General features: G+C 51.0%; 14 protein-coding genes. All 14 read left to right on the top strand.

All coding sequences use genetic code 11. The annotated features are described in order from the left end of the window. Nucleotides 1–105: 105 nt before the first annotated feature. The 14 genes from AC506A_RS14240 to AC506A_RS14175 all read left to right on the top strand — a co-directional run bounded on the left by AC506A_RS14240 (nt 106) and on the right by AC506A_RS14175 (nt 21,080). Complete coding sequence (locus AC506A_RS14240; protein WP_495461650.1) at nt 106–1,713, top strand: extracellular solute-binding protein; 1,608 nt, start codon at nt 106–108, stop codon at nt 1,711–1,713. 135 nt (nt 1,714–1,848) lie between these two features. After that, on the top strand, nt 1,849–2,886 hold the full coding sequence (locus tag AC506A_RS14235) for a response regulator transcription factor (RefSeq protein WP_495461649.1): 1,038 nt from the start codon (nt 1,849–1,851) through the stop codon (nt 2,884–2,886). After that, nucleotides 2,883–4,736, top strand: a complete 1,854-nt coding sequence (locus AC506A_RS14230; protein WP_495461648.1) for a cache domain-containing sensor histidine kinase — start codon at nt 2,883–2,885, stop codon at nt 4,734–4,736. The genes AC506A_RS14235 and AC506A_RS14230 overlap by 4 nt, the downstream gene beginning before the upstream one ends. Nucleotides 4,737–4,763: 27 nt before the next feature. Next, nucleotides 4,764–5,531 carry an SDR family NAD(P)-dependent oxidoreductase gene (locus AC506A_RS14225; RefSeq protein WP_495461904.1) on the top strand — a complete coding sequence of 256 codons (768 nt, stop codon included), beginning with the start codon at nt 4,764–4,766 and terminating at the stop codon, nt 5,529–5,531. Nucleotides 5,532–5,575: 44 nt separating this feature from the next. Continuing rightward, entirely contained in the window at nt 5,576–7,879 is a 2,304-nt protein-coding gene (locus AC506A_RS14220) for a DUF4962 domain-containing protein (RefSeq protein ID WP_495461647.1), read from the top strand. Nucleotides 7,880–7,906: 27 nt separating this feature from the next. Beyond that, nucleotides 7,907–8,221: a cupin domain-containing protein gene (locus tag AC506A_RS14215; protein WP_495461646.1), complete on the top strand. Its 315-nt coding sequence runs from the start codon at nt 7,907–7,909 to the stop codon at nt 8,219–8,221. A 205-nt stretch (nt 8,222–8,426) separates the two neighbouring features. Next, complete coding sequence (locus AC506A_RS14210; protein WP_495461645.1) at nt 8,427–9,731, top strand: glycoside hydrolase family 140 protein; 1,305 nt, start codon at nt 8,427–8,429, stop codon at nt 9,729–9,731. Nucleotides 9,732–9,936: 205 nt separating this feature from the next. Then, entirely contained in the window at nt 9,937–11,358 is a 1,422-nt protein-coding gene (locus AC506A_RS14205; protein WP_495461644.1) for a glycoside hydrolase family 32 protein, read from the top strand. A 131-nt stretch (nt 11,359–11,489) separates the two neighbouring features. Next, entirely contained in the window at nt 11,490–12,521 is a 1,032-nt protein-coding gene (locus AC506A_RS14200; protein WP_495461643.1) for an ABC transporter permease, read from the top strand. A 16-nt stretch (nt 12,522–12,537) separates the two neighbouring features. Beyond that, a complete protein-coding gene (locus tag AC506A_RS14195) occupies nt 12,538–13,425 on the top strand; it encodes a carbohydrate ABC transporter permease (protein WP_495461642.1) in 888 nt (295 codons plus the stop codon). A gap of 89 nt (nt 13,426–13,514) precedes the next feature. Then, on the top strand, nt 13,515–15,281 hold the full coding sequence (locus AC506A_RS14190) for an extracellular solute-binding protein (protein ID WP_495461641.1): 1,767 nt from the start codon (nt 13,515–13,517) through the stop codon (nt 15,279–15,281). 86 nt (nt 15,282–15,367) lie between these two features. Then, a complete protein-coding gene (locus tag AC506A_RS14185; RefSeq protein ID WP_495461640.1) occupies nt 15,368–16,978 on the top strand; it encodes a response regulator in 1,611 nt (536 codons plus the stop codon). Next, nucleotides 16,956–18,773 (top strand): cache domain-containing sensor histidine kinase, encoded by a 1,818-nt coding sequence (locus AC506A_RS14180; protein ID WP_495461639.1) that lies wholly within the window; start codon nt 16,956–16,958, stop codon nt 18,771–18,773. The genes AC506A_RS14185 and AC506A_RS14180 overlap by 23 nt, the downstream gene beginning before the upstream one ends. A gap of 138 nt (nt 18,774–18,911) precedes the next feature. Next, nucleotides 18,912–21,080 carry an ADP-ribosylglycohydrolase family protein gene (locus tag AC506A_RS14175; RefSeq protein WP_495461638.1) on the top strand — a complete coding sequence of 723 codons (2,169 nt, stop codon included), beginning with the start codon at nt 18,912–18,914 and terminating at the stop codon, nt 21,078–21,080. Nucleotides 21,081–21,122: the final 42 nt, after the last annotated feature.

Below are 21,122 nucleotides of genomic sequence, written 5' to 3'. Positions count from 1 at the left end.
AACAAACTCCATTGTGGCCGTGTATCGTTCATACCTATACTGAGGTTGAGTTTTGAAAGCGCTCTATTGAGCGATAAACGCCGACTGAGGAGATGAGGGGATTATATGAGAAAGCTTGTCGTATTAGCCACGGTTGCTGCACTATCCATCTCGATGCTGTCATCCTGCTCAAAGAATAACAACAATGAATCATCCCAGGCAGCGAATGCGCCGGCAAACTCGGCGACTGCAACGAACAACAAAGAGGAAACGCCGGCAGCAGCGGAACCGACCAAATTCTCGATTTCCATGCGTACGCTGAACGTGCCTTACGTGGAACAGAATCCAGACATTAATAAAGACAAGTACGTGCTCCAATTGGAGAAAATGACGAACACCGATCTCGATATCCGGCTTATTCCGCATAACGAGTATCAAGACAAAATGATCCAAATGTTCGCGACGAACGACATTCCGGACGTTGTCCAGGGCAGCGGCGGCATTAGCGGCCAAGAGCTTGGCGGCGCGGTGCAAAGCGGTGTGTTCCTGCCTCTGAATGATCTGCTCAAGGAGCATGGTCAGAACTTGCTCAAGTTCCTTCCGCAAGATGCATGGGATCGATTGACGGATGCGAAGACAGGCAGCATTTACGGCATTCCGGAAGTGCTGAGCAATCCATCACGGCGGGCGACTTGGATACGGACTGACTTGCTGGAGAAGGCAGGCAAGCAGATTCCGAAGACGGTAGAAGAAACCCTCGATGTGCTGCGGGCGTTCAAAGAGCTCGGCGTTGAGCATCCCTACATGGGCCGCAAAAACTTCAAGTACGCGGACACGTTCTTCGGTTCGTATGATGTGCTCGGTTATTTGAACCAATTCAAGCAGTTTTCGGACGGTAAAGTAAAGCCGACCTTCTTCGATGACGCAGCAATGAAGAAAGCAATCCAGACGTACAAAACGATGTACGACGAAGGCTTGATCAGCAAAGAATTCGCCACTATCGAAAGCGCGGACTTCAAGAGCATCATCACTAGCGGCAAAGCAGGCATGTGGTCGATGAATGCCAACGAGCTTCCGATCTGGGGCACGCAGCTTACAACGAACGTTCCGGGCGCGAAGGTCGCACTCATTCCTTCTCCGGTTGGCGATGACGGGAAAGGCGGTTACGCCCACTATAATCCGGTTACGCGGTCCTATTTTATCAATGTAGGTGCTAAGGATAAAGCGGCTGAAATCATCAAGTACTTCGATTGGATGGTCAGCGAGCAAGCGCAGGAGTTCTTCAGCTACGGGATCGAAGGCGAAGATTATAAGAATGATGGCGGCACGATTACCTACACTCCTCCTACAGATGAGGAAGGCACGAACAAGCAGCGGTACTTGAACTACTGGCTGTGGATGGTGCAGGACACTACGTACAACAAGCGCATCGCTGAGCTCTCGGAGCCGGGAAAACAAATGGTCGATGCATTTGACAACCTGCTGACGAAGGAAGGCCGCAGAGGCATTGAATTTGATCCGCGGCTGGAGGCACTTATGAAATACCCGGATTTGAGCCCGTTATCCGATCAGCTGCCGCCGCTGGTGTTGGAACATGTGCTTAAGATGGTCTATGGCAAAGAGCCAATCGACAATTACGGCAAGGTGCTTGAGGAGTATCTTTCCAAGGGCGGAAACGAAGTCATTGAGGAAGCTACATCCCGGTTCAATAGTAAAGAAAACGCTTTCGAATAAGACTCGCGATGCACTAGAATGACAGTAAGAGATTCGGGTGCTCCTCCTGCCACGCGCTTCTAAAGCCGGCGGGGGAGCATCTTGCTCCATAACCGGATTGCCGCATTGCAAGCGGCAGTCGAGGAGGACACAGCTATGTACCGCATCTTAGTCGTCGATGATGAACCCATGATTCGCAAAGGACTGCAGAAGCTGATTGGCGAAGCCGATCCTTCTATTTGCCATGCCGAAACGGCGGACAACGGCCAAGACGCGCTCGAGAAAATTGCAGCTAACCGTCCGGACCTGCTGTTTACCGATATCAAAATGCCGAAGATGGACGGCTTGGAGCTGTGCCGCCAGATGAATGAGCGGTTTCCCGATATGCCGGTCGTTATTATATCGGGCTACGGTGATTTCGAGTACGCCAGGCAGTGCATGTCTTTCGGCGTGAAGGAATATTTGCTGAAGCCGGTAACCAAAGCGGCAGTAAGCCAAACCGTTGCGAAGCTGATCGCGGGTCTTGAGGCGCGGCGGCAAGCCGCCTATATCCCGCTGAAGCTGACGGAAGAATGGCTGGATCAGCTGCAGGAAGGCATCTGGTACTTACGCATTGAGTCCATCCAGGCAGTAATTGCGAGCATAGAGCAGTACTGTGCATTGTGCAAATTCGATGCTGAGATGGTTGATGATCTCATGCAAGAGCTCTCGGGCAAACTGACGGAGCGGCTGAATGCGCGTGATGTGTATCCGTTTGAGCGGCCGGCTCGGCATGCCTTGGATCGGGATTCGGCTGCAATCGCTTGGCTGGGGAAATCGGCGACTCTGATGATGGAGCAATTGCGATCCAAACGAAAAGGCAATCTGAAGGAGCCGGTCGAGGAAGCGAAAAACTATATCGAACAGCATCTGAGCCGGGAATTATCGCTCGAAGAGGTGGCCGATAAGCTGGGGCTGAATGCATCGTATTTCAGTCAGCTATTCAAACAAATGACGAATGAAACGTTCGTGCAATACCGGACGAAACGGCGGATGGAGAAGGCGAAACGGCTGCTCTCGATGCCGCATCATAAGATTACGGATGTTTCTGCGGAAGTCGGATTTGCAGACCATCCGCATTTCACGAAGACCTTCAAGAAATACAGCGGGCAAACGCCATCCGAATACCGGGAATCGCTTGGAATCCGCGGATGAAGCTGAGTCTATCGCGAAAGCTTTTCTTCTATTTTCTGATCGTGATCCTGTTCTCCCTATCTACAGTGGGCATCTTCACGTACTTGAAATCATCTGCTGCGATCGACAAGCAGGTGGAGAAGTATATTTCGACTGTGATCGAGAATGCCGGCGCACAAACCGACCTGCAGCTCGAAACGTTTGAGCGGGTGAGCAATTCGATTCTGTCCCAGCAATCCGTCAAACGGTTTCTAGACATGGACCCGGCGGACAGCTATGAGTACTATCGGTTCGCCAATGGCATTCGGCAGGATGTGTTTCAGAAGATCTTCATCACGTATCCGACGCAGATTCATATGATTTACATTTTGGGAGAGCACGGACGGTCCATCTTTGATCAGAATCAAAGCTTCTCTTCGCTCACGGTCGATCCGACGAACCGGTACGAGGAATTGAAAGCGAAGACGCCTGACAACGGCAAGATTGCGATATTGAACACGGCGCTTATGAATGGCGAGCGTGTCGTTACGATCGCCCGGAAGATTAGGGGTTATTCCTCTTACGCAGTGAAAGGCATTCTTGCGATCGAGCTGAACGAAAGTCAGCTGGCGACGTTATGGAACAATGTCGATCTTGGCGAGAACGGTTTCTTCTTCATTCTCGATTCGGAAGGGTCCATCGTATACGCACCGGTTGCCGGCACGAAGAACGAACTGGCGAAGACTGGGCTTGGGAAGCGAATCGCAACCGGCGAGAATACGCGCTTCATCGAGAAGATGAATGGGAAGAAGATGCTGATTGTCTCGCATAAATCTACTTATTCGGGCTGGAGTCTCGCAGTTTCGATGCCGCTTGATGAACTGCGTGAGCCGATCTCCGGCATTCGTTCCACGATCGTAACGGTCGGTCTTGCGACGCTCGTAATCGCTTTATTCCTAGCATTCCGGTTTGGTAATTCCATCGTTCGTCCCATTCGAACCCTAAAGAACGGGATGCGCGAGACGGAGAAAGGAAACTGGATCAGCATCGAAAGCAAACAGCGGGATGACGAGATTGGCGGACTTATTCACAGCTACAATCTCATGGTAAGCCGGCTTTCGGACATGATTGAACGAGTGTACGATACGGAGCTTAGCAGTCAGAAAACGAAGCTGCAGCTGCAGGAAATCGAGCTGGAGCGGCATAAGGCAGAGTTCCAGGCGCTTCAGCTGCAAATCAATCCGCATTTTCTGTACAACACGCTAGAGACGATCAATTGCTATGCCATCGTGCAGGATTCCGATGAAATTTCGGAGATGGTCGAGGCGATGGCGTTCATGCTGCGCTACTCGATTCAGACGAACCTCGAAGAAGTGACGCTGGCTAACGAATTGAATCATGTACGCAATTATATGATCATTCAGAAGCACAGAATCGGACATGATTTCGAAATCGAAGTCGCGACCCCGCCGTCGCTGCTGCTGTCGGGGATGGTTAGGCTGACGCTGCAGCCGATTGTGGAAAATATTTTTCAGCACGCGTTTGCAGATGGGTTCGAGCCAAAGCATTACATCCGCATCGATACCCGCCTGGAAGAGGGCGAGCTGCTTGTCATTGTGGAAGATAACGGCGTGGGGATGACGGAAGAGAAACTTGCTAAATTACGTAAGAGATTGGATCGGAATCGGTTGGTAGAGGTTGAGGCAGCAAACCATGGACGACGCGGGGGCATCGGGCTGGTGAATGTTCACCGGCGAATCCAGATGGTCTACGGCGATGATTTCGGCCTTCGCATCGACAGCTCGCTTGGCGAAGGGACGCGGGTCGTGCTGCGCATGCCGCATGAGGTTCGTTCGCATATGAAACCGGAGCTTGAGCTAGTGAAGGCTTAACGATGACAAGAAGGGATGGCGATGGGGATGGCAATCGATTTGACAGGGAAAGTCGCGCTCGTAACGGGAGCAAGCGGAGGAATTGGGCGAGCAATTGCGCTCTCGTTGACCGCATCCGGAGCGATGGTGGTTCTGAATTATTTGAATAGCAAGGAGGCTGCTGAAGAGGCAGTCGCTTCCATTACTCGCAGTGGCGGTAAGGCGATCGCCATTCGGGCAGACGTCTCGAAGGCAGAGGAAGCGGAGCGGTTGGTAGTCGAATCGGAGCGCACATTCGGACGTTCGGTCGATTTGCTGATTAACAATGCGGGGCATCTCGTGCAGCGAGTGCCTAATGAGGACATGACGGAGGACGTATACGAGCGAATTATGGATGTGAACCTCAAGAGTGCCGTGTTCGTTTCGAAGGCAGTTATTCCAGGCATGAAGGTAGCCGGAAGCGGAAGTATCGTCAACTTGACGTCGGTAGCTGCTCATAACGGAGGAGGACCCGGCGCTTCCATCTATGCTGCGAGTAAAGCAGCCGTGCTCGCTTACACGAAAGGATTGGCCAAGGAGGTTGCAGCAAGCGGCATTCGCGTCAATGCAATATCGCCCGGGTTTATCGGTAATACGGCGTTTCACGCGACATTCACGTCCGCTGCGGCAAGAGAAGCTACGATTCAGAGCATTCCGCTCCTAAGGGAAGGAACGCCGGAGGACGTGGCAGGAGTAGCGCTGTTCCTCGTGTCCGAGTTATCCGCTTATTTGACCGGCGAGACGATTGAGGTAAATGGCGGCATGTTCATGCGTTAAACGCATCAGAGTCCACCAACGACGAGCGAAAGTGAGGGATTGACATGTCCAAGCTATTCGAACCGGTCAGCGGCTTGTTGACCGTACCTTATGAACCGAACGAGGCGACCGAGCTGCGGGAGAATCCGCCGCGATTTACGTGGATGCCTGCGAAGCCGGATGAAGATCGGTATGTGCTGCAAGTTTCTACGTCTGAGCATTTCGAAGCGGATCGGGTAGAGACGATCGGACCGATCCCCTATAACTTCTATACACCGGATCATGTCTATGAGCCGGGAATCTATTATTGGCGCTATGCGCTGGTAGTAGAGGGGACGGCCTCGCAGTCGGATTGGAGCCAGGTGAGGACGTTCACCGTCCCGGATCTCATTCCAACGACACCGCTGCCTGCACCGAAGACTAGATATGCAGAGACGAGCGTCGCTCATCCTCGGCTGTGGCTGGATACCGAACGAGCAGCAGCACTCCGAAACCGTATCCGAGAGGATGCTTCGACCTGCGGTTTCGATCTCTTCTACGAGAAATCGGTCAGGCCGTGGATGGAACGGGAGCTCATCGCCGAGCCGGAGCGATACCCCGATAATAAGCGTGTCGCGAAGCTGTGGCGCCGGATGTACATGGACTGCCAAGAAACGCTTTATGCGATTCGTCATCTGAGCGTAGCCGGCGTGCTGCTTGAAGATGCACATATCGTGGAGCAGGCTAAACGTTGGTTACTTCACGTGATCTCCTTGGATCCGCAAGGAACAACTTCGCGCGATTACAACGATGAAGCAGCATTTCGTATCGCCCAGGCAGTGGCGTGGGGATACGACTGGCTGCACGGATTCTTATCGGAGGAGGAACGGTCAGCGGTTCGGGCGAATTTGCTTGTCCGCACAGAACAGGTTGCTTTTCACGTGATTGAACGATCTCGCATTCATCGTGTCCCTTATGACAGCCATGCGGTACGGTCGCTTTCCTCCGTTCTTGTGCCCGCATGTATCGCCATGCTGCACGAAGAGCCGAAAGCCCGGGAATGGCTCGATTACACGCTGGAATATTACGCGTGTCTGTACTCCCCGTGGGGCGGTCAAGACGGCGGATGGGCGGAAGGGCCGATGTATTGGACGACAGGTCTTGCCTATTTGATCGACGCCTTTAATCTGATTCGGCATTATGTCGGAATCGATTTGTTTGAGCGGCCATTCTTTGCCAGTACCGGTGATTTCCCGCTTTACGTACACAGCCCGGATACGGCACGAGCCAGCTTCGGCGATCAGTCCACGCTCGGTGAGCCGCCGAGCCTCAAGACCGCCTATAACATTCGCCAGTTCGCTGGCTTAACGGGCAACGGGCTGTACCAGTGGTATTACGAACAGGTGAAAGAGCGGGATAAGGACGCCGACAGCAAATTTTATAACTACGGCTGGTGGGATTTCAGGTTCGACGATCTACTTTATCACCATGATTATCCCGCGATCGAGCCTGTCACGCCTGAACAGGGTAAGATTGCTTCGGTCAAGTGGTTCCGAGATGTCGGCTGGGTAGCCTTCCATCGGCGGATGGACGATCCGAGTGAGCATATCCAAATGATCGTCAAGAGCAGCTCATATGGGTCGATTAGTCATAGCCATGGGGATCAGAATGGATTCCTGCTTCATGCCTACGGGGAACCCATTGCCATAGACAGCGGCTATTATGTAGCTCACGGAAGTACGATGCACCGCAATTGGCGGAGGCAGACGATTTCGAAGAACAACCTCCTTATAGATGGCCAAGGACAGTATGCCGGCGCAGATAAAGTGCTTTGTAAGGAAGCCTATGGCGTCGTGGAGGAGGTCTCCTCGAAGCCTGGATTTGCCTGCGTACGTATGAACGCGACGGAGGCATACCGGGAGTCGGTGCCGTATTTGAAGCGATTCGTGCGCGAGGTATACTGGCTGGACGATTCATATGCCGTCATTGTGGATGCTGTTGACCTTGAACAGCCGGGCCGTCTGACTTGGCTTATGCATACGCTTAACCGCATGGAGTTGAAAGGGCAAGTGTTCCGAACGATCGGAGCTAATGCGGAAATGGATGGTCGATTCGTGTATGCTTCATCTGGTGATCTTACACTCATTCAGCACGATCAGTTCACGGATGTGGATCCTTCCGAATATGAAGGGCTTCCGAACCAGTGGCATCTGATGGCTGAAACGAAGGAAGCGACGAGTCACCGTATTGTTACGCTGCTAGTGCCAATGAAGAAGGGGGAGGAAAAGTTCGTCTCCTATTTCATCGATGATCAAGATCATGGCATTCATCTCTATTTCACGAATGAGGATGGTACGACGCGTATGATTGCGGTGCCTAAAGCGTACTGATCTAACGAAGGAGGGACAGAAGCGTATATGAGCAACATCGGAATATGGGAAGCGGCAGAGCCAGGCGTAACACGCAAAATATTACGCGCCGACGGCGGTCTGATGATGATGGAAGTACATTTCGAGAGCGGCGCGGAAGGCTACGAGCACGACCATCCGCACGAGCAAATGTCCTATTGCCTCAAAGGGAGTATGGCTTTCACAATCGATGGAACAGAGACGGTAATAAGGCAAGGCGAAACGATCTATATCCCTAGTGGTGCAAGGCACGGTGCGAAGGCGCTGGAGCCGTCCGCGCTGCTGGATACGTTCACGCCGATCCGTCAGGATTTGTTAAAATAAGAGCTATACGATAAGGTGGAAGAAGCTCGGTGTTCGCGGCAGGTAGCGTGAATGCGGGGCTTCTTTTTGATGATAGGGAGAAGTGAGCTGATCTCCCTACTAATATATTGTATACATATTGTACACAGAATTAATATATGATAGGCTGAGGGTACAGCGAGGAATTTGCCGAACAATAACTTATACCAGGAGCGTGAATAAGAGGATGTCGAGCACGTTGCAGCAGTTGAAGGTCAGCGATAACAAGAGGTTTTTGATGCAAGCGGACGGTACGCCGTTTTTTTGGCTTGGGGATACGGCTTGGGAGCTGTTTCATAGATTAAGCCGCGAGGATGCGGATGAATATTTGAGTGCCAGAGCGCAGCAGAAGTTTAACGTTGTGCAAATCGTTGCATTGGCCGAGTTTGAAGGTTTGACAGTCGATAACTTCTACGGCCGTCGTCCGCTTAAGCAGAATGCTGACGGTCAGTATGATCCGACCTTGCCTGATTTGGACGGAGATGACAACTACTGGAACCATGTTGATTATGTTGTGGATCGTGCGGCGGAGTACGGCATCTATGTAGCGTTCCTGCCTACATGGGGCGATAAATATCATGTTGCATGGGGCAAAGGGCCGGCCATCTTCAACGGAGATAATGCAAGAGTCTACGGACAATGGCTGGGGGAGCGGTACAAGCATCGCTCGAACATCATTTGGGTGTTGGGCGGTGACCGTCCGCTGCAAACCATCGAGCATTTTGAAGTGAATAACGCGCTGGCAGCTGGCTTGCGTGAAGGGGATGGCGGACGCAATCTGATTACGTATCATCCATGCGGTGATTCGTCTTCTTCGCGCCATATGCATGATGCGTCGTGGCTCGACTTTAATATGATTCAATCCGGTCATCATGAAATCATTCGCGTCAATTATAAGCATGTAAGTGCGGATTATAATAAGCTGCCGGTTAAGCCGACCTTCGATGCAGAGCCATGCTACGAGGACCACCCGATCAATTTCAAAGCGGCAAACGGTTACTTTGATCAAGCGGATGTGCGTACCGGTGCGTATTATGCGGTGTTCTCCGGTGGTTTGGGACATACGTACGGGCACCATTCCATCTGGTCGATGACAACGAAGCCGGAACCGTATTTCATTATGAACTGGAGACAAGCGCTTCACCGTCCGGGCGCGCAGCAAATGCAGCATGTGCGCGATCTGATTGAATCGGTGTCGTACTTTGACCGGGTACCGGATCAAAGTTTGATTGCCGAAAACTATGAAGGCGCGAACTACATGGTTGCTACTCGCGGCGAAGATTATGGATTCATCTACAGCCCTAATGGACTCCCATTTCGCGCCGCATTTGGTATCTTGGGAGGAAACCGCATCGAAGCTTCGTGGTTCGATCCTCGGACAGGGGAGTACAGCGCTATCGGCGAGTACGATAACAGCGGGGAAGCAACGTTCACGCCGCCGATCAGCGGCAGGGGAAATGACTGGGTGCTGGTGCTGAAAATCGTGAAATAAGAGCGCAGCGCTGCTACTCTTGTACCCTTATATTCCATCTATTAAATGCCTGTCATTATGCCTCCGCGGCATGGTGACAGGCATTTTGCCGTGTGTAAGTGGAACGGAAAGCAACATGGAAAATCACATTTTAATATATTCGTGTCTGAAGGAAGTGCTCTATGATGATGGTGTCTCACTATTGATATTAAGGAGCCATGTTAACATGAATCTCTATCGTCCGATCTATCATTTTTTGCCGCCGAGCAACTGGATGAACGATCCTAACGGCCTGCTTTATTATCAAGGTGAATATCATTTGTTCTATCAATACAATCCGAACGGCGATACATGGGGAACGATCCATTGGGGCCATGCGAAGAGCAAGGATCTGGTCCATTGGGAGCATCTACCTGTTGCGTTGACCCCCTCGACGGACCAAGGGGAAGAGCACTGTTTCTCCGGCTGCGCCGTGATCGGACCGGAAGGCGTTCCAACCTTGTTCTACACGAGCATTGGCAGCGGGGAGCGGGGATACGAAGATGGAGCAGAACAGTGGATGGCTGCGAGCACGGATGGGATGATGACCTGGATCAAGTATCCGGACAATCCGGTCCTGTCGAAGGACGTTCATGGAGAGCTGAATATCCGCGATTGGCGCGACCCTTACATTTGGAAACACGAGGGGAGCTGGCTGATGGTCATCGGTGGGAAACATGACGGCAAGGGCTGTGCCATGATCTATGGTTCGGACGATCTGAAGTCATGGAAGCTGCTGAACAAGCTGATGGAAGCTCAGCGCCCAGAAGAGTATCTATGGGAGTGCCCAATATTCTTCCCGCTGGATGGCAAATATGTGTTGATCTACTCGCCTAAGGATGCAGTTCGCTATTATACGGGTACGTTAAACGACGATTTTACATTTGCGCCTGAGCGACATGGGATACTCGATCCCAGCGGTTGGGAAGGGTTCTATGCACCGAATGTGATGGAGGATGGCGAAGGGCGAAAATTACTTTGGGCGTGGATGCCGGAATTCGCGAGGGGGCAATTCGAAGGCGTGAAGGGTTGGGCCGGGGCACTGACCGTTCCCAGGGCGCTGTCGTTGACAGAATGCGGAGCGCTCCGCATGGAGCCGGTCAAGGAACTCAAGCAGCTGCGGGGAGAGTGCGAGAGCACAAGCGACCTGACGTTGAGTGGCGGCCAGACATGGACGCTGAAGACGAGGGGGAGGGCAATCGAGCTGCTTGCAGAAATCGAGTTGATGGATTCGGACTCGACTTTCGGATTCAAGCTGCTGCATGGGGAGAATGATGAAGAAGCTACGCTCCTTCTATTTGATCCAAGTCAGCGTCGGTTTATTCTAGACCGCTCTCGTTCAAGCCTTTCTCCTTCGACACATCGCATGGAGCTGCAAGGTGAGATCGATTGGAAGATCGGAGATACGGCCACCGTACATATTTTCCTGGATCATTCCTTGTTGGAGATATTTGCCGGCTATGAATCCTGCTTGTCTGGACGGATCTATCCGACATTGGAGGACAGTGACAGGATCAGCGTCTTTGCAGCCAGCGGCAGCGTCACGTTCCGTTCGCTGCAGGTTTGGACGCTTCATTCGATATGGCCCCAGCAGCACGAACCCGGATAACCATCCGGGTTTTTCTATTTCACCGGAATGAAACTCGTTTCTCTCTCGAAAGGACGGCGATAGTCTTAAAAAGAGCGTTTTCAAACATGAATGTCCGTTAATTTGGATATTTCCTGAGAGAGGCGTGAGCTATGATGAATACAGGAATTGAATCCGCTTTCAATGCAGCGAGGAAAGGCAGAGAGGATGACCAGAATATGAATCATGTCCCGGGAGAATTACTACCGGCAGCTTCCCCTCCTATTCATCAACGAAACCACATATGGAGGAAGATCAAGAGGCAGAGAATACTACTGCTCTTCAGCCTTCCGTTTGCGATTTGGGCAGCCGTGTTCTGCTATGCTCCGATTTGGGGCTGGATCATGGCTTTCCAGGACTACAATCCCGGTAAAGGAGTGACGGGCAGTCCTTGGGTTGGCCTCAAGCATTTCCAAGCTTTTTTCCAAGAAGAAATGCTCTATACGCTGCTTCGGAACACGATTGCGATCAGTGTCTTGAATATCGTGGTGGGTACGTTCGGAGCTGTTGCCCTTGCGCTGCTGCTGAATGAAGTGAAGGGTGTTTTCTTCAAGCGGACGGTTCAAACCGTATCGTATTTACCCTATTTCATTTCGTATGTAGTTGTCGCCAACCTGTTCTTGACGCTGCTCTCTCCATCGGATGGGACAGTGAACCGCATTTTATTGAAGCTTGGCCTGATCGATAAGCCGATCTTCTTCTTCGCCGAGCCGCATCTGTTCTGGGTGCTCGTCGTACTCATCAACGTTTGGAAAAACATCGGCTGGGATGCCATTATCTACATTGCAGCGATGTCGTCCGTAGACACGGAATTGTACGACGCAGCCAGTGTAGACGGGGCGGGACGCTGGCGGAAAATGTGGCATATCACTTTACCATGTATCCGTCCGACCATTGTGGTGCTGCTCGTGCTTAGCGCAAGCGGAATCTTGAATGCAGGCTTCGATCCCTCCTACTTGCTCGGCAATCCGATGGTTCACGACTATTCCGAAGTCATTGATACGTACGTTTACCGCATGGGACTAGGTAATGCGATGTATTCCTACGCAACTGCGATTGGCCTGTTTCGATTGTTGGTATCGCTGGTGCTATTGTATCTTGTAAACCGGATGGCGAAGAAGCTCGGAGAGGACAACGTGCTATGAAAAGAGGGACAAGACGATGAAACAGAGATGGCAGGATACTGCGTTCGATTTCTTTAACATAGGCGGCCTTACGATATTGATGATTGTTACTTTGTATCCGTTCCTGCATGTGCTTGCATTCTCTCTAAATGATGCTGTGGATTCCATGCGGGGAGGACTGACGGTGTGGCCTCGTAAATTCACTTTTGCGAATTACGGCGTCATTTTCCGCTACGATGCATTAATCGATGCTTCCATCATGAGTGTGCTTCGAACCGTCGTCGGGACGGTGACCTCAGTCATATGCACGGCTATGCTGGCTTATTCGTTATGTAAGAAGGATCTGATCGGATACAAGTTTTTCAATTCGCTGTTCATTATGACCATGTTCCTCTACGGCGGCTTGATCCCAACGTTTATTTTGTTTAAAACGATACACATTTACAATTCGTTCTGGGTTTATATTGTCCCGGGATTGATCAGCGCCTTCAATATGATCTTGCTTCGTACCAATTTCAAATCCATTCCGGATTCCCTGATTGAATCCGCCTATATAGACGGGGCGAACGATCTGTATGTGTTTTTCCGAATTATATTGCCGCTATCTACGCCGATTATCGCCACGATTGGCCTGTTCGTTGCCGTCGGCCAATGGAACTCTTGGCAGGACACGCTGTTTTTCACGGTCAATGGCAAGCTGCAGACGCTTCAATACGTGCTCATGAAAATTTTGAATCAAACCGAGGCCGGTGCGATGATCAATCAGATGAAATCCAGCATGGCCCGCCGTGGAATGGTCAAAGTAACGCCTGAAGCAGTCAAGATGGCGATTACAATGGTCGCAACGGTGCCCATACTGTGCGTGTACCCCTTCATTCAGAAATATTTCGTCAAGGGTATGCTGCTTGGCTCCATCAAGGGTTAAACAGTTAGGTTCGGGGCTGTTCGTCCTCCAAGAGGATTTGTAATAGCAATTGAGCAAAAGAGAATTTACACTAATGGGGGAGGTTTAACATGAGAAAAGCAAGGGTTCGGAAAGTACTTGGTATGATGTTGAGCGCTTTGTTGATCATTTCCGCAGCGGCGGGTTGCTCGAACAATAACAATAACAACGCGACGGGCGATTCTTCGCAGCAGGCGTCGGAATCAAGCGGAGCGGCGGATACAGAAGGAAACACAGCGGCGGCGGCAGGAGATATGTCTGCATTGCCGGATGCTGAATTCAGCGTCATGCTTGGTTGGAACGTACCGCAGCTTGCGTCTCAGGATGCGCCGATCGTGAAACAGGTCTATGATAAAACGAAGGTTCGCTTAAAACTTGAATCGCCTCCGGCTAATGTGGATGAGAAGCTGAATATTATGCTGGCAAGCGGGGAAATGACGGACGCGATCGTCATTAACAACCCCTCGATGGCGCAAAAGTTCATCGACGCCGGGTATGTGATTCCATTAGACGAATTGTTCGATAAGTACGGCGGACAAATCAAAGAAAATTTAAACTCGGTATGGGGCCAGCTGAAAAACGAAGACGGGAAGATCTATAAAATCCCTTCGGGCTACATCCTTCCGGGTGCGGAAAGAATGCTCGAGACCGGCTATAGCTTTCAGTTTCTGACCAACGTTCTGGAGGCTAAAGGCTGGTACAAGCCGCAAACGTTCGAAGAACTCACGGCGCTGCTCAAAGAAGTGAAGGAAAAGTATCCGCAATACATTCCGATGTCTCTGGCGCTCGGAACAGAGAGCTTCTTTACGAACATGGTCACAACCTTGGCAGGAGCTGAGGGCGTAAGGCTCTACAACGATTACGTCTGGACACCTGACGATAAGCTGATTTACAAATATAAGGACGCCGGCATTCGCGATTCATTGAAATGGCTGAACCAACTCTATCAGCAAGGGCTTCTCGACGAGGAGTCTGCCGTTCAGAACATAGATGGGTTTAAGGCGAAGATGGCTTCGGAGAAAGTGTTCTCGTCCATCGGATCTTGGTTTGACAACATGTACGAAGCGAACAGTATCTTCACCCAAGACAAGAAGCCGTTTCGCTTTAAATACTTCCTGTTGAAAGGGAAACCGGAAGTAGCAAAGACGACTTACGACGCATACGGAGCAAACTACGATTCGGGTGTCTATATTTCTAGCAAAATGAAAGATCCGGAGCGGTTTATGCAGTTCGTTAATTACTTGAATACACAGGAAGGCAACTTGCTGCAAAAAGGTGTCGTTAACTTTGACGGTGAAGATAAAGATGGCTATGATTACTTTATTACGGAAGAAGAAGGTAAGAAATATATCAAGAGCACGACTTTCCAAGTGAACGGATGGCAGAACGATGAGCTGTTTGCGCCGAAGCGCGGATTAAACACATTTGGGTTTCTGACCTTCAGCACGGATATGAACGATCACCCTAGCTTCACGTACCAAATGTCGCGCAAAGAACTGGACTTCTCCATGTGGTGGGACGAAGAGACAAGGCGGGCAAACGAGGGTTATGGCGAGAAAGGGACGGATTGGATCGAGGAAGGAAGAAGCACGGGGTGGGACTTCACGGATATCGCCGGACTTAATTTTAAGCCGGAGAGCAAGGAGTTCATTGCTGCGACTAAAGTGAATCAGTTATCCTACAACTCGATCGTCAAGCTGATCCTGTCCGCGTCTGATGCAGATTTCGATAAAGGCTACGATGAGTTCTTGAAGAAAGCGGATGATATGGGCATCGGCCAAGCTGAAGCTTTGATGAACCAAATGTATCAGGACCGCAAAGCAGAATGGCAACAATAAGAAGATAAGTTTCGGAAAGGCTCCGGTTGCCACAACAGGAGCCTTTCCGAATTTCTCATGGGCAATTTCGGCAAGGAGGAATCATCATGATCAACATGTTTATCGTAGACGACGAGGATATGGAACGGGAGGGTATCCGTTCGCTCTTCGACTGGAATCAGCTCGGCATCACGATCATTGGCGAGGCATGGAACGGGCAAGCCGCTTTAGAGGCTCTTGTCGACGTGGAACCGGACATCGTGATTACAGATGTGCGGATGCCGGGCATGAATGGATTGGAGTTCGCGAGCCGGCTGAAGCGGCATTATCCGAACGTCAAATTTATATTTATTAGCGGTTATGAGGATTTCGATGCGGCAAGGAACGCGGTGGATGTGAGCGCGGTTGCTTATTTAATGAAACCCATCAATAAAGAGACCCTGATGGATACGATTGCCGGAGCGATAGGCCGGATTCAGGAAGAGAAACATCGCGAGAAAGAGGAGGTCCAGCTTAAACATCAGGTAGAAGAGAGCCTGCCCTTGCTGCGAGAGCAGCTGCTGCGGGACATTCTGCTCGGTATCGAACGGATCGACGACGAAAGGACGATGCAGCGGGCAGGGTCCTATGGGTTGTCGCTGCCTGCGATCCCTACGGCCGTCATGATCGTGAAAGCGGAGGAGCTTGGGGCTGACCGCGAGGACTCGGAGCACTTGAAGACGATCGCTGTCTATCGAGAGCTTAGCGGGATGATCGGGGAGGAAACGAGTTTGCCGGTTGTCATGACCCGTGAAGGTGAATATGTCGTGCTGATTCCTTGTTCTCCGATTCTTACGCAGGAAGACATGGAAGAGCATTTGGAACAGACGGCTGCAAGCTGGATCCAGCAGCTGCAGCGGTCAACGGGGATGACGCTTGCGATCGGCATTGCGTTGGCAGAGGACGGGATTCGAAGCTGCCCGCGCTATTACCGTATGGCCAGAACGGCAGTCGGCCGCAAGTTTTATTCAGGCTCGCAAAATGTACTGTGGCACGAGGACGACGAAGGCAGTTGGGATGATTTTCCGATTCTCGTTCATCGCTCGAAAGATGAATTGGAGGAAGCGATTATCGCCTCCGATCCAGCTAGGATTGAACAAATTGTTACGAGCTGCTTACAGGGCAAATCGATGAAGAAGGAACAAGCCTGGTTCGTCGCAATCGATCTTCTTAATACTGCTTTGCAAACGCTTGCGGAGAAGAAAGAGCTGATGAAAGCCGCGTTCGAGCAGGAGAAGGCGCCATGGGAGAAGTTGATGTTGATGGATACCATTGATTCGCTGGCAGCTTGGGTCGTCGCTTACATTCAAGGCATTGCCGAATTGATCAAGAAGAATCAAGGCAACAGAAACGAACACATTGTGCAAGCGATTAAGCAGTGGGTGAAAAGCGAGTACATGACGGATATAACGATCAATTCCATTGCAGGCCGTGTATTCCTGGCTCCGGGTTACGTCCGAAAGCTATTTAAGAACCACACGGGCATGACGCTAAAGGAGTACATCATACAAACCCGAATGAAAAATGCAAGCGAGCTGCTTCGCCAACCCGAGCGAAAAGTGAATGAAGTCGCGCTTGCTGTCGGCTACGAGAACGTTTCATATTTCTGTGCGGTATTCAAAAACTTTTACGGCATATCGCCGGGGGATTTCAAAGATGCGTATCAAATCCTGGCTTAACGAGTTACCTAATCTCACGTTTAACCGGATCAGACTGAAGCCGAAATTAATCGCTTCGTATATGGTTGCTGCCTTTTTGCCGCTTCTGTTCATGGGCTTCTTTCTGGTGCATAAGGCGAATCAGATTATTGAGAACCAGACCAACCAAACCTATGGGATCTCGATGCAGCAGTTGATGTACAATATGGAAACCCGGCTTGCTTCGTATGAGGAGCTTTCCAATCATTTCTACTTTGATACCAATTTGAACCTGGATCTCCAGAAGGATTACAGCAATAGCTCGAACCTAGACAAATACGAGGTCGAGAGCGATTTTATCGAGCGGGTCAAAGTATTGCTGAAATTCAAAAACGATTTGCGAACCGTCGGCATTTATTTTCATAATGCGACCCTGTATAATGCCAAGCCCTATTTGACCTATGCCGACGACAAAATCGCGGGTCAGCTTAACTTCCAGAGAGCTTCAGCATCCAAGTATAAAGGATATTGGGGGAAGGTGAAGTCCGTACCGGATGGTAATTTGTATTGGGACGTGGAATTAAGACGCAACGCACCGAATACCCGGGTATTCAGCTATAATCGGCCCTTGGAATTTTATACGGATCATCATTCGGTAGGTTTGCTGACGATTGAAATCAAGGAGTCGGAGTTCTATCAGCTGCTATCCAAAGAGGGGAAGGACAAGGCGATCTACCTCGTGGAGCCCGATGGGAATATTATTACATCCAATGATCGGACTAGCGTGGGCCAAAACCTGGCAGCGGACGTGCAGGGTGAAATAGGGATGCAGCCTAGCGGGGATTTTCTGCTGCAGCGGAGTGATGACCATTTCAAAGTCATGTACAGCGAACTCTCGAACGGCTGGAAAATGGTTTATATGATTCCGGTCAACCGTCTGCTGGAAGAAACCAAGAACATGCGAAATTATGGACTGCTGTTTATTCTGGTCAGCGCTGCATTGTCAGTAACTTTGCTGGTTATTTTCTCGAATTTGATTCTCGCCCGTATGACCATTCTGCTCAAGCGCATCCAAAGAATGAGAAACGGAGAAATCGAGACGGGGCGGTTTGTGAGCGGGAAGGATGAAATCGCCGTTCTGGACCACAGCTTTAATCAAATGGCGGAACGCATGAAATATTTGATCGACGAGGTATATACGCTCACGATCAAGAGAAAGGAAGCAGAATTGACGGCGCTCCAAAGCCAAATCAATCCGCATTTTCTTTATAATACCTTGTCCACGGTCAGCTGGCTTGGTCGAAAGAACGGGAATGACGACGTATGCGAGATCGTGGAGAGCTTGGCGAAGTTCTACCGCATTTCCTTGAGCAAGGGGAAGGACGTCATCACGATGCGGGAGGAGTTCGAATGTATTAAAGCTTATATTGATATTCAGCGATATCGAATGAAAAACCGCATCCGCTCGATCTATGCGCTCGATGAGGGCATTATGGACGCCACTGTACTGAAGCTGATCCTGCAGCCGATCGTCGAGAACGCGATTCTGCACGGACTCAGTCATGAGAAAGAACAAATCTCGATTTTGATTAAGGGCGGATATATCGGGGGGATCGTCCTGCTTGAGGTGAGTGACGACGGAGTCGGCATGGAGCCAGAGGTAGTCGCGATGTTGCTGGATGAAAACTCACAGCTGAACCAAAAGGGCGGTTATGGCCTGCGAAACGTGAACGAACGAATTAAGCTGCAATTCGGACTCGATTACGGTGTAGAGGTAAAGAGCAAGCCTGATGCGGGTACGTCGGTATTCATCCGATTGCCTTATCTAACGGAATAAAGGAACGTTTTCGAGCACAAATGTCCGGTTATTTTGATATTTCGATGTGGGTGCCCTGATGTATGATGAGGACAATTCCTCTGGCGCGGACAACACGGCTGGAATGGAAAATGATAGAACGGAGTGTGAAAAGAAACGATGACGATGGGGATTTCCGAAAGATCGGCTCTTGTGAATCATACGATGCCTGAGGATTATGTGGAACGCGTCTATGCGGGATGGGTGGGAAAAACAATCGGCGTCCGCCATGGCGGCAACGTCGAAGGCTGGTCATACGAGCAGTTGGAGCGTACGTTCGGTGAAATTACCGGTTATTTGCACCAATTCAAAAACTTCGCGGCGGACGACGACACGAACGGTCCGCTGTTTTTCTTGCGGGCGCTCGAGGATTATACCCATACGCCTGACATCACTGCAGAGCAGATGGGGCTGGCATGGCTCAATTACGCACCAGACGGCCACGGCTTCTACTGGTGGGGCGGATACGGTAAATCCACCGAGCATACCGCGTACCTGAACTTGAAGAACGGCATCATGGCGCCGCGATCCGGTTCCATGGAGCTAAATGGAAGCGCTGTCGCAGAGCAAATTGGCGGACAAATATTCATCGACGCATGGGGATTGATTGCGCCGGGCAATCCGAGATTGGCTGCTCATTATGCGGAGAAAATTGCCAGTGTATCGCATGACGGCAACGGCAAATACGGAGGCATGTTCATTGCGGCATGTATCGCAGCCGCTTTTGTGGAGCGGGATATCGAAGCGATTATCGCGGCAGGCCTAGCCGTTATTCCTGAGGATTGCGAATATACCCGCATGACGCAAGACGTGATCGAGTTTTATCGCGGCAATCCGGCAAATTGGCGGGATTGCTTTAAGTTCGTATTTGACAACTACGGTTATGACCGCTATCCCGGCGTCTGCCACATTATCCCGAACTCCGCAGTCATCGTCTTATCCTTGCTTTATTCCGGGGGCGATTACTCCAAGGCGATTAATATATGCAACATGTGCGGATGGGACACCGATTGCAACGTCGGTAACGTTGGTACGATTATGGGCGTGATGGTCGGCTTAGACGGCATCGATCCATCGTGGCGCAAGCCAATCAACGATTTCCTCTGCTGCTCCAGCGTCATTGGTTCCTTGAACGCGATTGATTTGCCGTGGTGCGCCCAGTACGTGGCCGATTTGGGTTATCGCATCACAGGCACCAAGCCTTCGGACAAATGGAAGCCGATCTTAAGCGGCGAGCAATCGCAATTCCATTTTGAATTTCCGGGCTCAACGCATGCGTTCAGGACCGATTGGGACGATCGGAGCCATCATGTTACGAGCTTCGTGGAGAACACGACGGAAGCGGCGGCAAGCGGAGAGCGTTCGCTCAAAGTTGTATTCGATCGCTCCCACGGCGGACAAGGCTATCGGGCTTACCGACAAACCTATTACCGTCCTGAGGATTTCAACGACAGCCGCTACGATCCATGCTTTTCGCCGAATCTTTACCCGGGGCAGTCGATTGAGGCGAAGGTAATGCTGCCGAAGACGGAGAATAGACCGATCCAGGTACGACTTTACGTGCGCGATCGTAATGCCGACGTTCGCCATTACGGCGAGAAAACGACGTTGATTGCAGGGCAATGGACGCAGCTTACCTATTCGATCCCGGCAATGGAAAACGTCTGTCTGCTTGAAGCGGGCATAGAGTGGATTCCCGAAGGAGGCTGGGGACCGTTGATCGCTTATGTGGACGACATGCACTTCGCCGGGAAGCCTGATTACGCGATCGACTTTGCGCAGGAACATCTGGAGAAGTGGAATGGCACGCATATTGAAGTAAGCCAACTCACCTATTTGCGCGGCTTGTGGACGCTGGATGAAGGTAAGCTGTGCGGCAGCTATTATGGCGAGTCTGCCGAGAGCTATACGGGAGATCTGCAGTGGAAGAATTACCGCTACATTTCGTCGGTCATCCCGCAATCCGGCAGCGAGCATTGTGTTCTCTTCCGTGTGCAGGGGGGCATTCGCTCTTATGCCGCAGGCTTCTCCGAAGGGAATACGTTCCGCTTGTACAAGAACGAGAATGGCTATCGCGAGCTGGCGAGTGTCGACTTCGACTGGACTTGCGCGCAAGAATATGAGATTGCTATTAACGCGACAGGTAATGTTTTCGAAATAGCTGTTGATGGAGCCGTTATCATCCGGTATGAGGACGAAACTGAGCCTTACTTGAACGGCATGGTCGGCTTCGCGAATAGGAATGGCAGCCGTACGCAATATTCGTCATTCCGTGTTAAGGGACTATAGTACGAAGTGAATATTTAGGATGCGTCATTCAAGAAAAAAGCG

It is taken from the genome of Paenibacillus sp. N22P23 (genome assembly GCF_059383735.1).
This window is presented reverse-complemented; position numbering and strand designations above follow the sequence as displayed.

Coding starts and splice junctions, on each gene's coding strand:
- AC506A_RS14240 (WP_495461650.1), top strand. CDS start 106: ATGAGAAAGCTTGTCGTATTAGCCACGGTTGCTGCACTATCCATCTCG.
- AC506A_RS14235 (WP_495461649.1), top strand. CDS start 1,849: ATGTACCGCATCTTAGTCGTCGATGATGAACCCATGATTCGCAAAGGA.
- AC506A_RS14230 (WP_495461648.1), top strand. CDS start 2,883: ATGAAGCTGAGTCTATCGCGAAAGCTTTTCTTCTATTTTCTGATCGTG.
- AC506A_RS14225 (WP_495461904.1), top strand. CDS start 4,764: ATGGCAATCGATTTGACAGGGAAAGTCGCGCTCGTAACGGGAGCAAGC.
- AC506A_RS14220 (WP_495461647.1), top strand. CDS start 5,576: ATGTCCAAGCTATTCGAACCGGTCAGCGGCTTGTTGACCGTACCTTAT.
- AC506A_RS14215 (WP_495461646.1), top strand. CDS start 7,907: ATGAGCAACATCGGAATATGGGAAGCGGCAGAGCCAGGCGTAACACGC.
- AC506A_RS14210 (WP_495461645.1), top strand. CDS start 8,427: ATGTCGAGCACGTTGCAGCAGTTGAAGGTCAGCGATAACAAGAGGTTT.
- AC506A_RS14205 (WP_495461644.1), top strand. CDS start 9,937: ATGAATCTCTATCGTCCGATCTATCATTTTTTGCCGCCGAGCAACTGG.
- AC506A_RS14200 (WP_495461643.1), top strand. CDS start 11,490: ATGATGAATACAGGAATTGAATCCGCTTTCAATGCAGCGAGGAAAGGC.
- AC506A_RS14195 (WP_495461642.1), top strand. CDS start 12,538: ATGAAACAGAGATGGCAGGATACTGCGTTCGATTTCTTTAACATAGGC.
- AC506A_RS14190 (WP_495461641.1), top strand. CDS start 13,515: ATGAGAAAAGCAAGGGTTCGGAAAGTACTTGGTATGATGTTGAGCGCT.
- AC506A_RS14185 (WP_495461640.1), top strand. CDS start 15,368: ATGATCAACATGTTTATCGTAGACGACGAGGATATGGAACGGGAGGGT.
- AC506A_RS14180 (WP_495461639.1), top strand. CDS start 16,956: ATGCGTATCAAATCCTGGCTTAACGAGTTACCTAATCTCACGTTTAAC.
- AC506A_RS14175 (WP_495461638.1), top strand. CDS start 18,912: ATGACGATGGGGATTTCCGAAAGATCGGCTCTTGTGAATCATACGATG.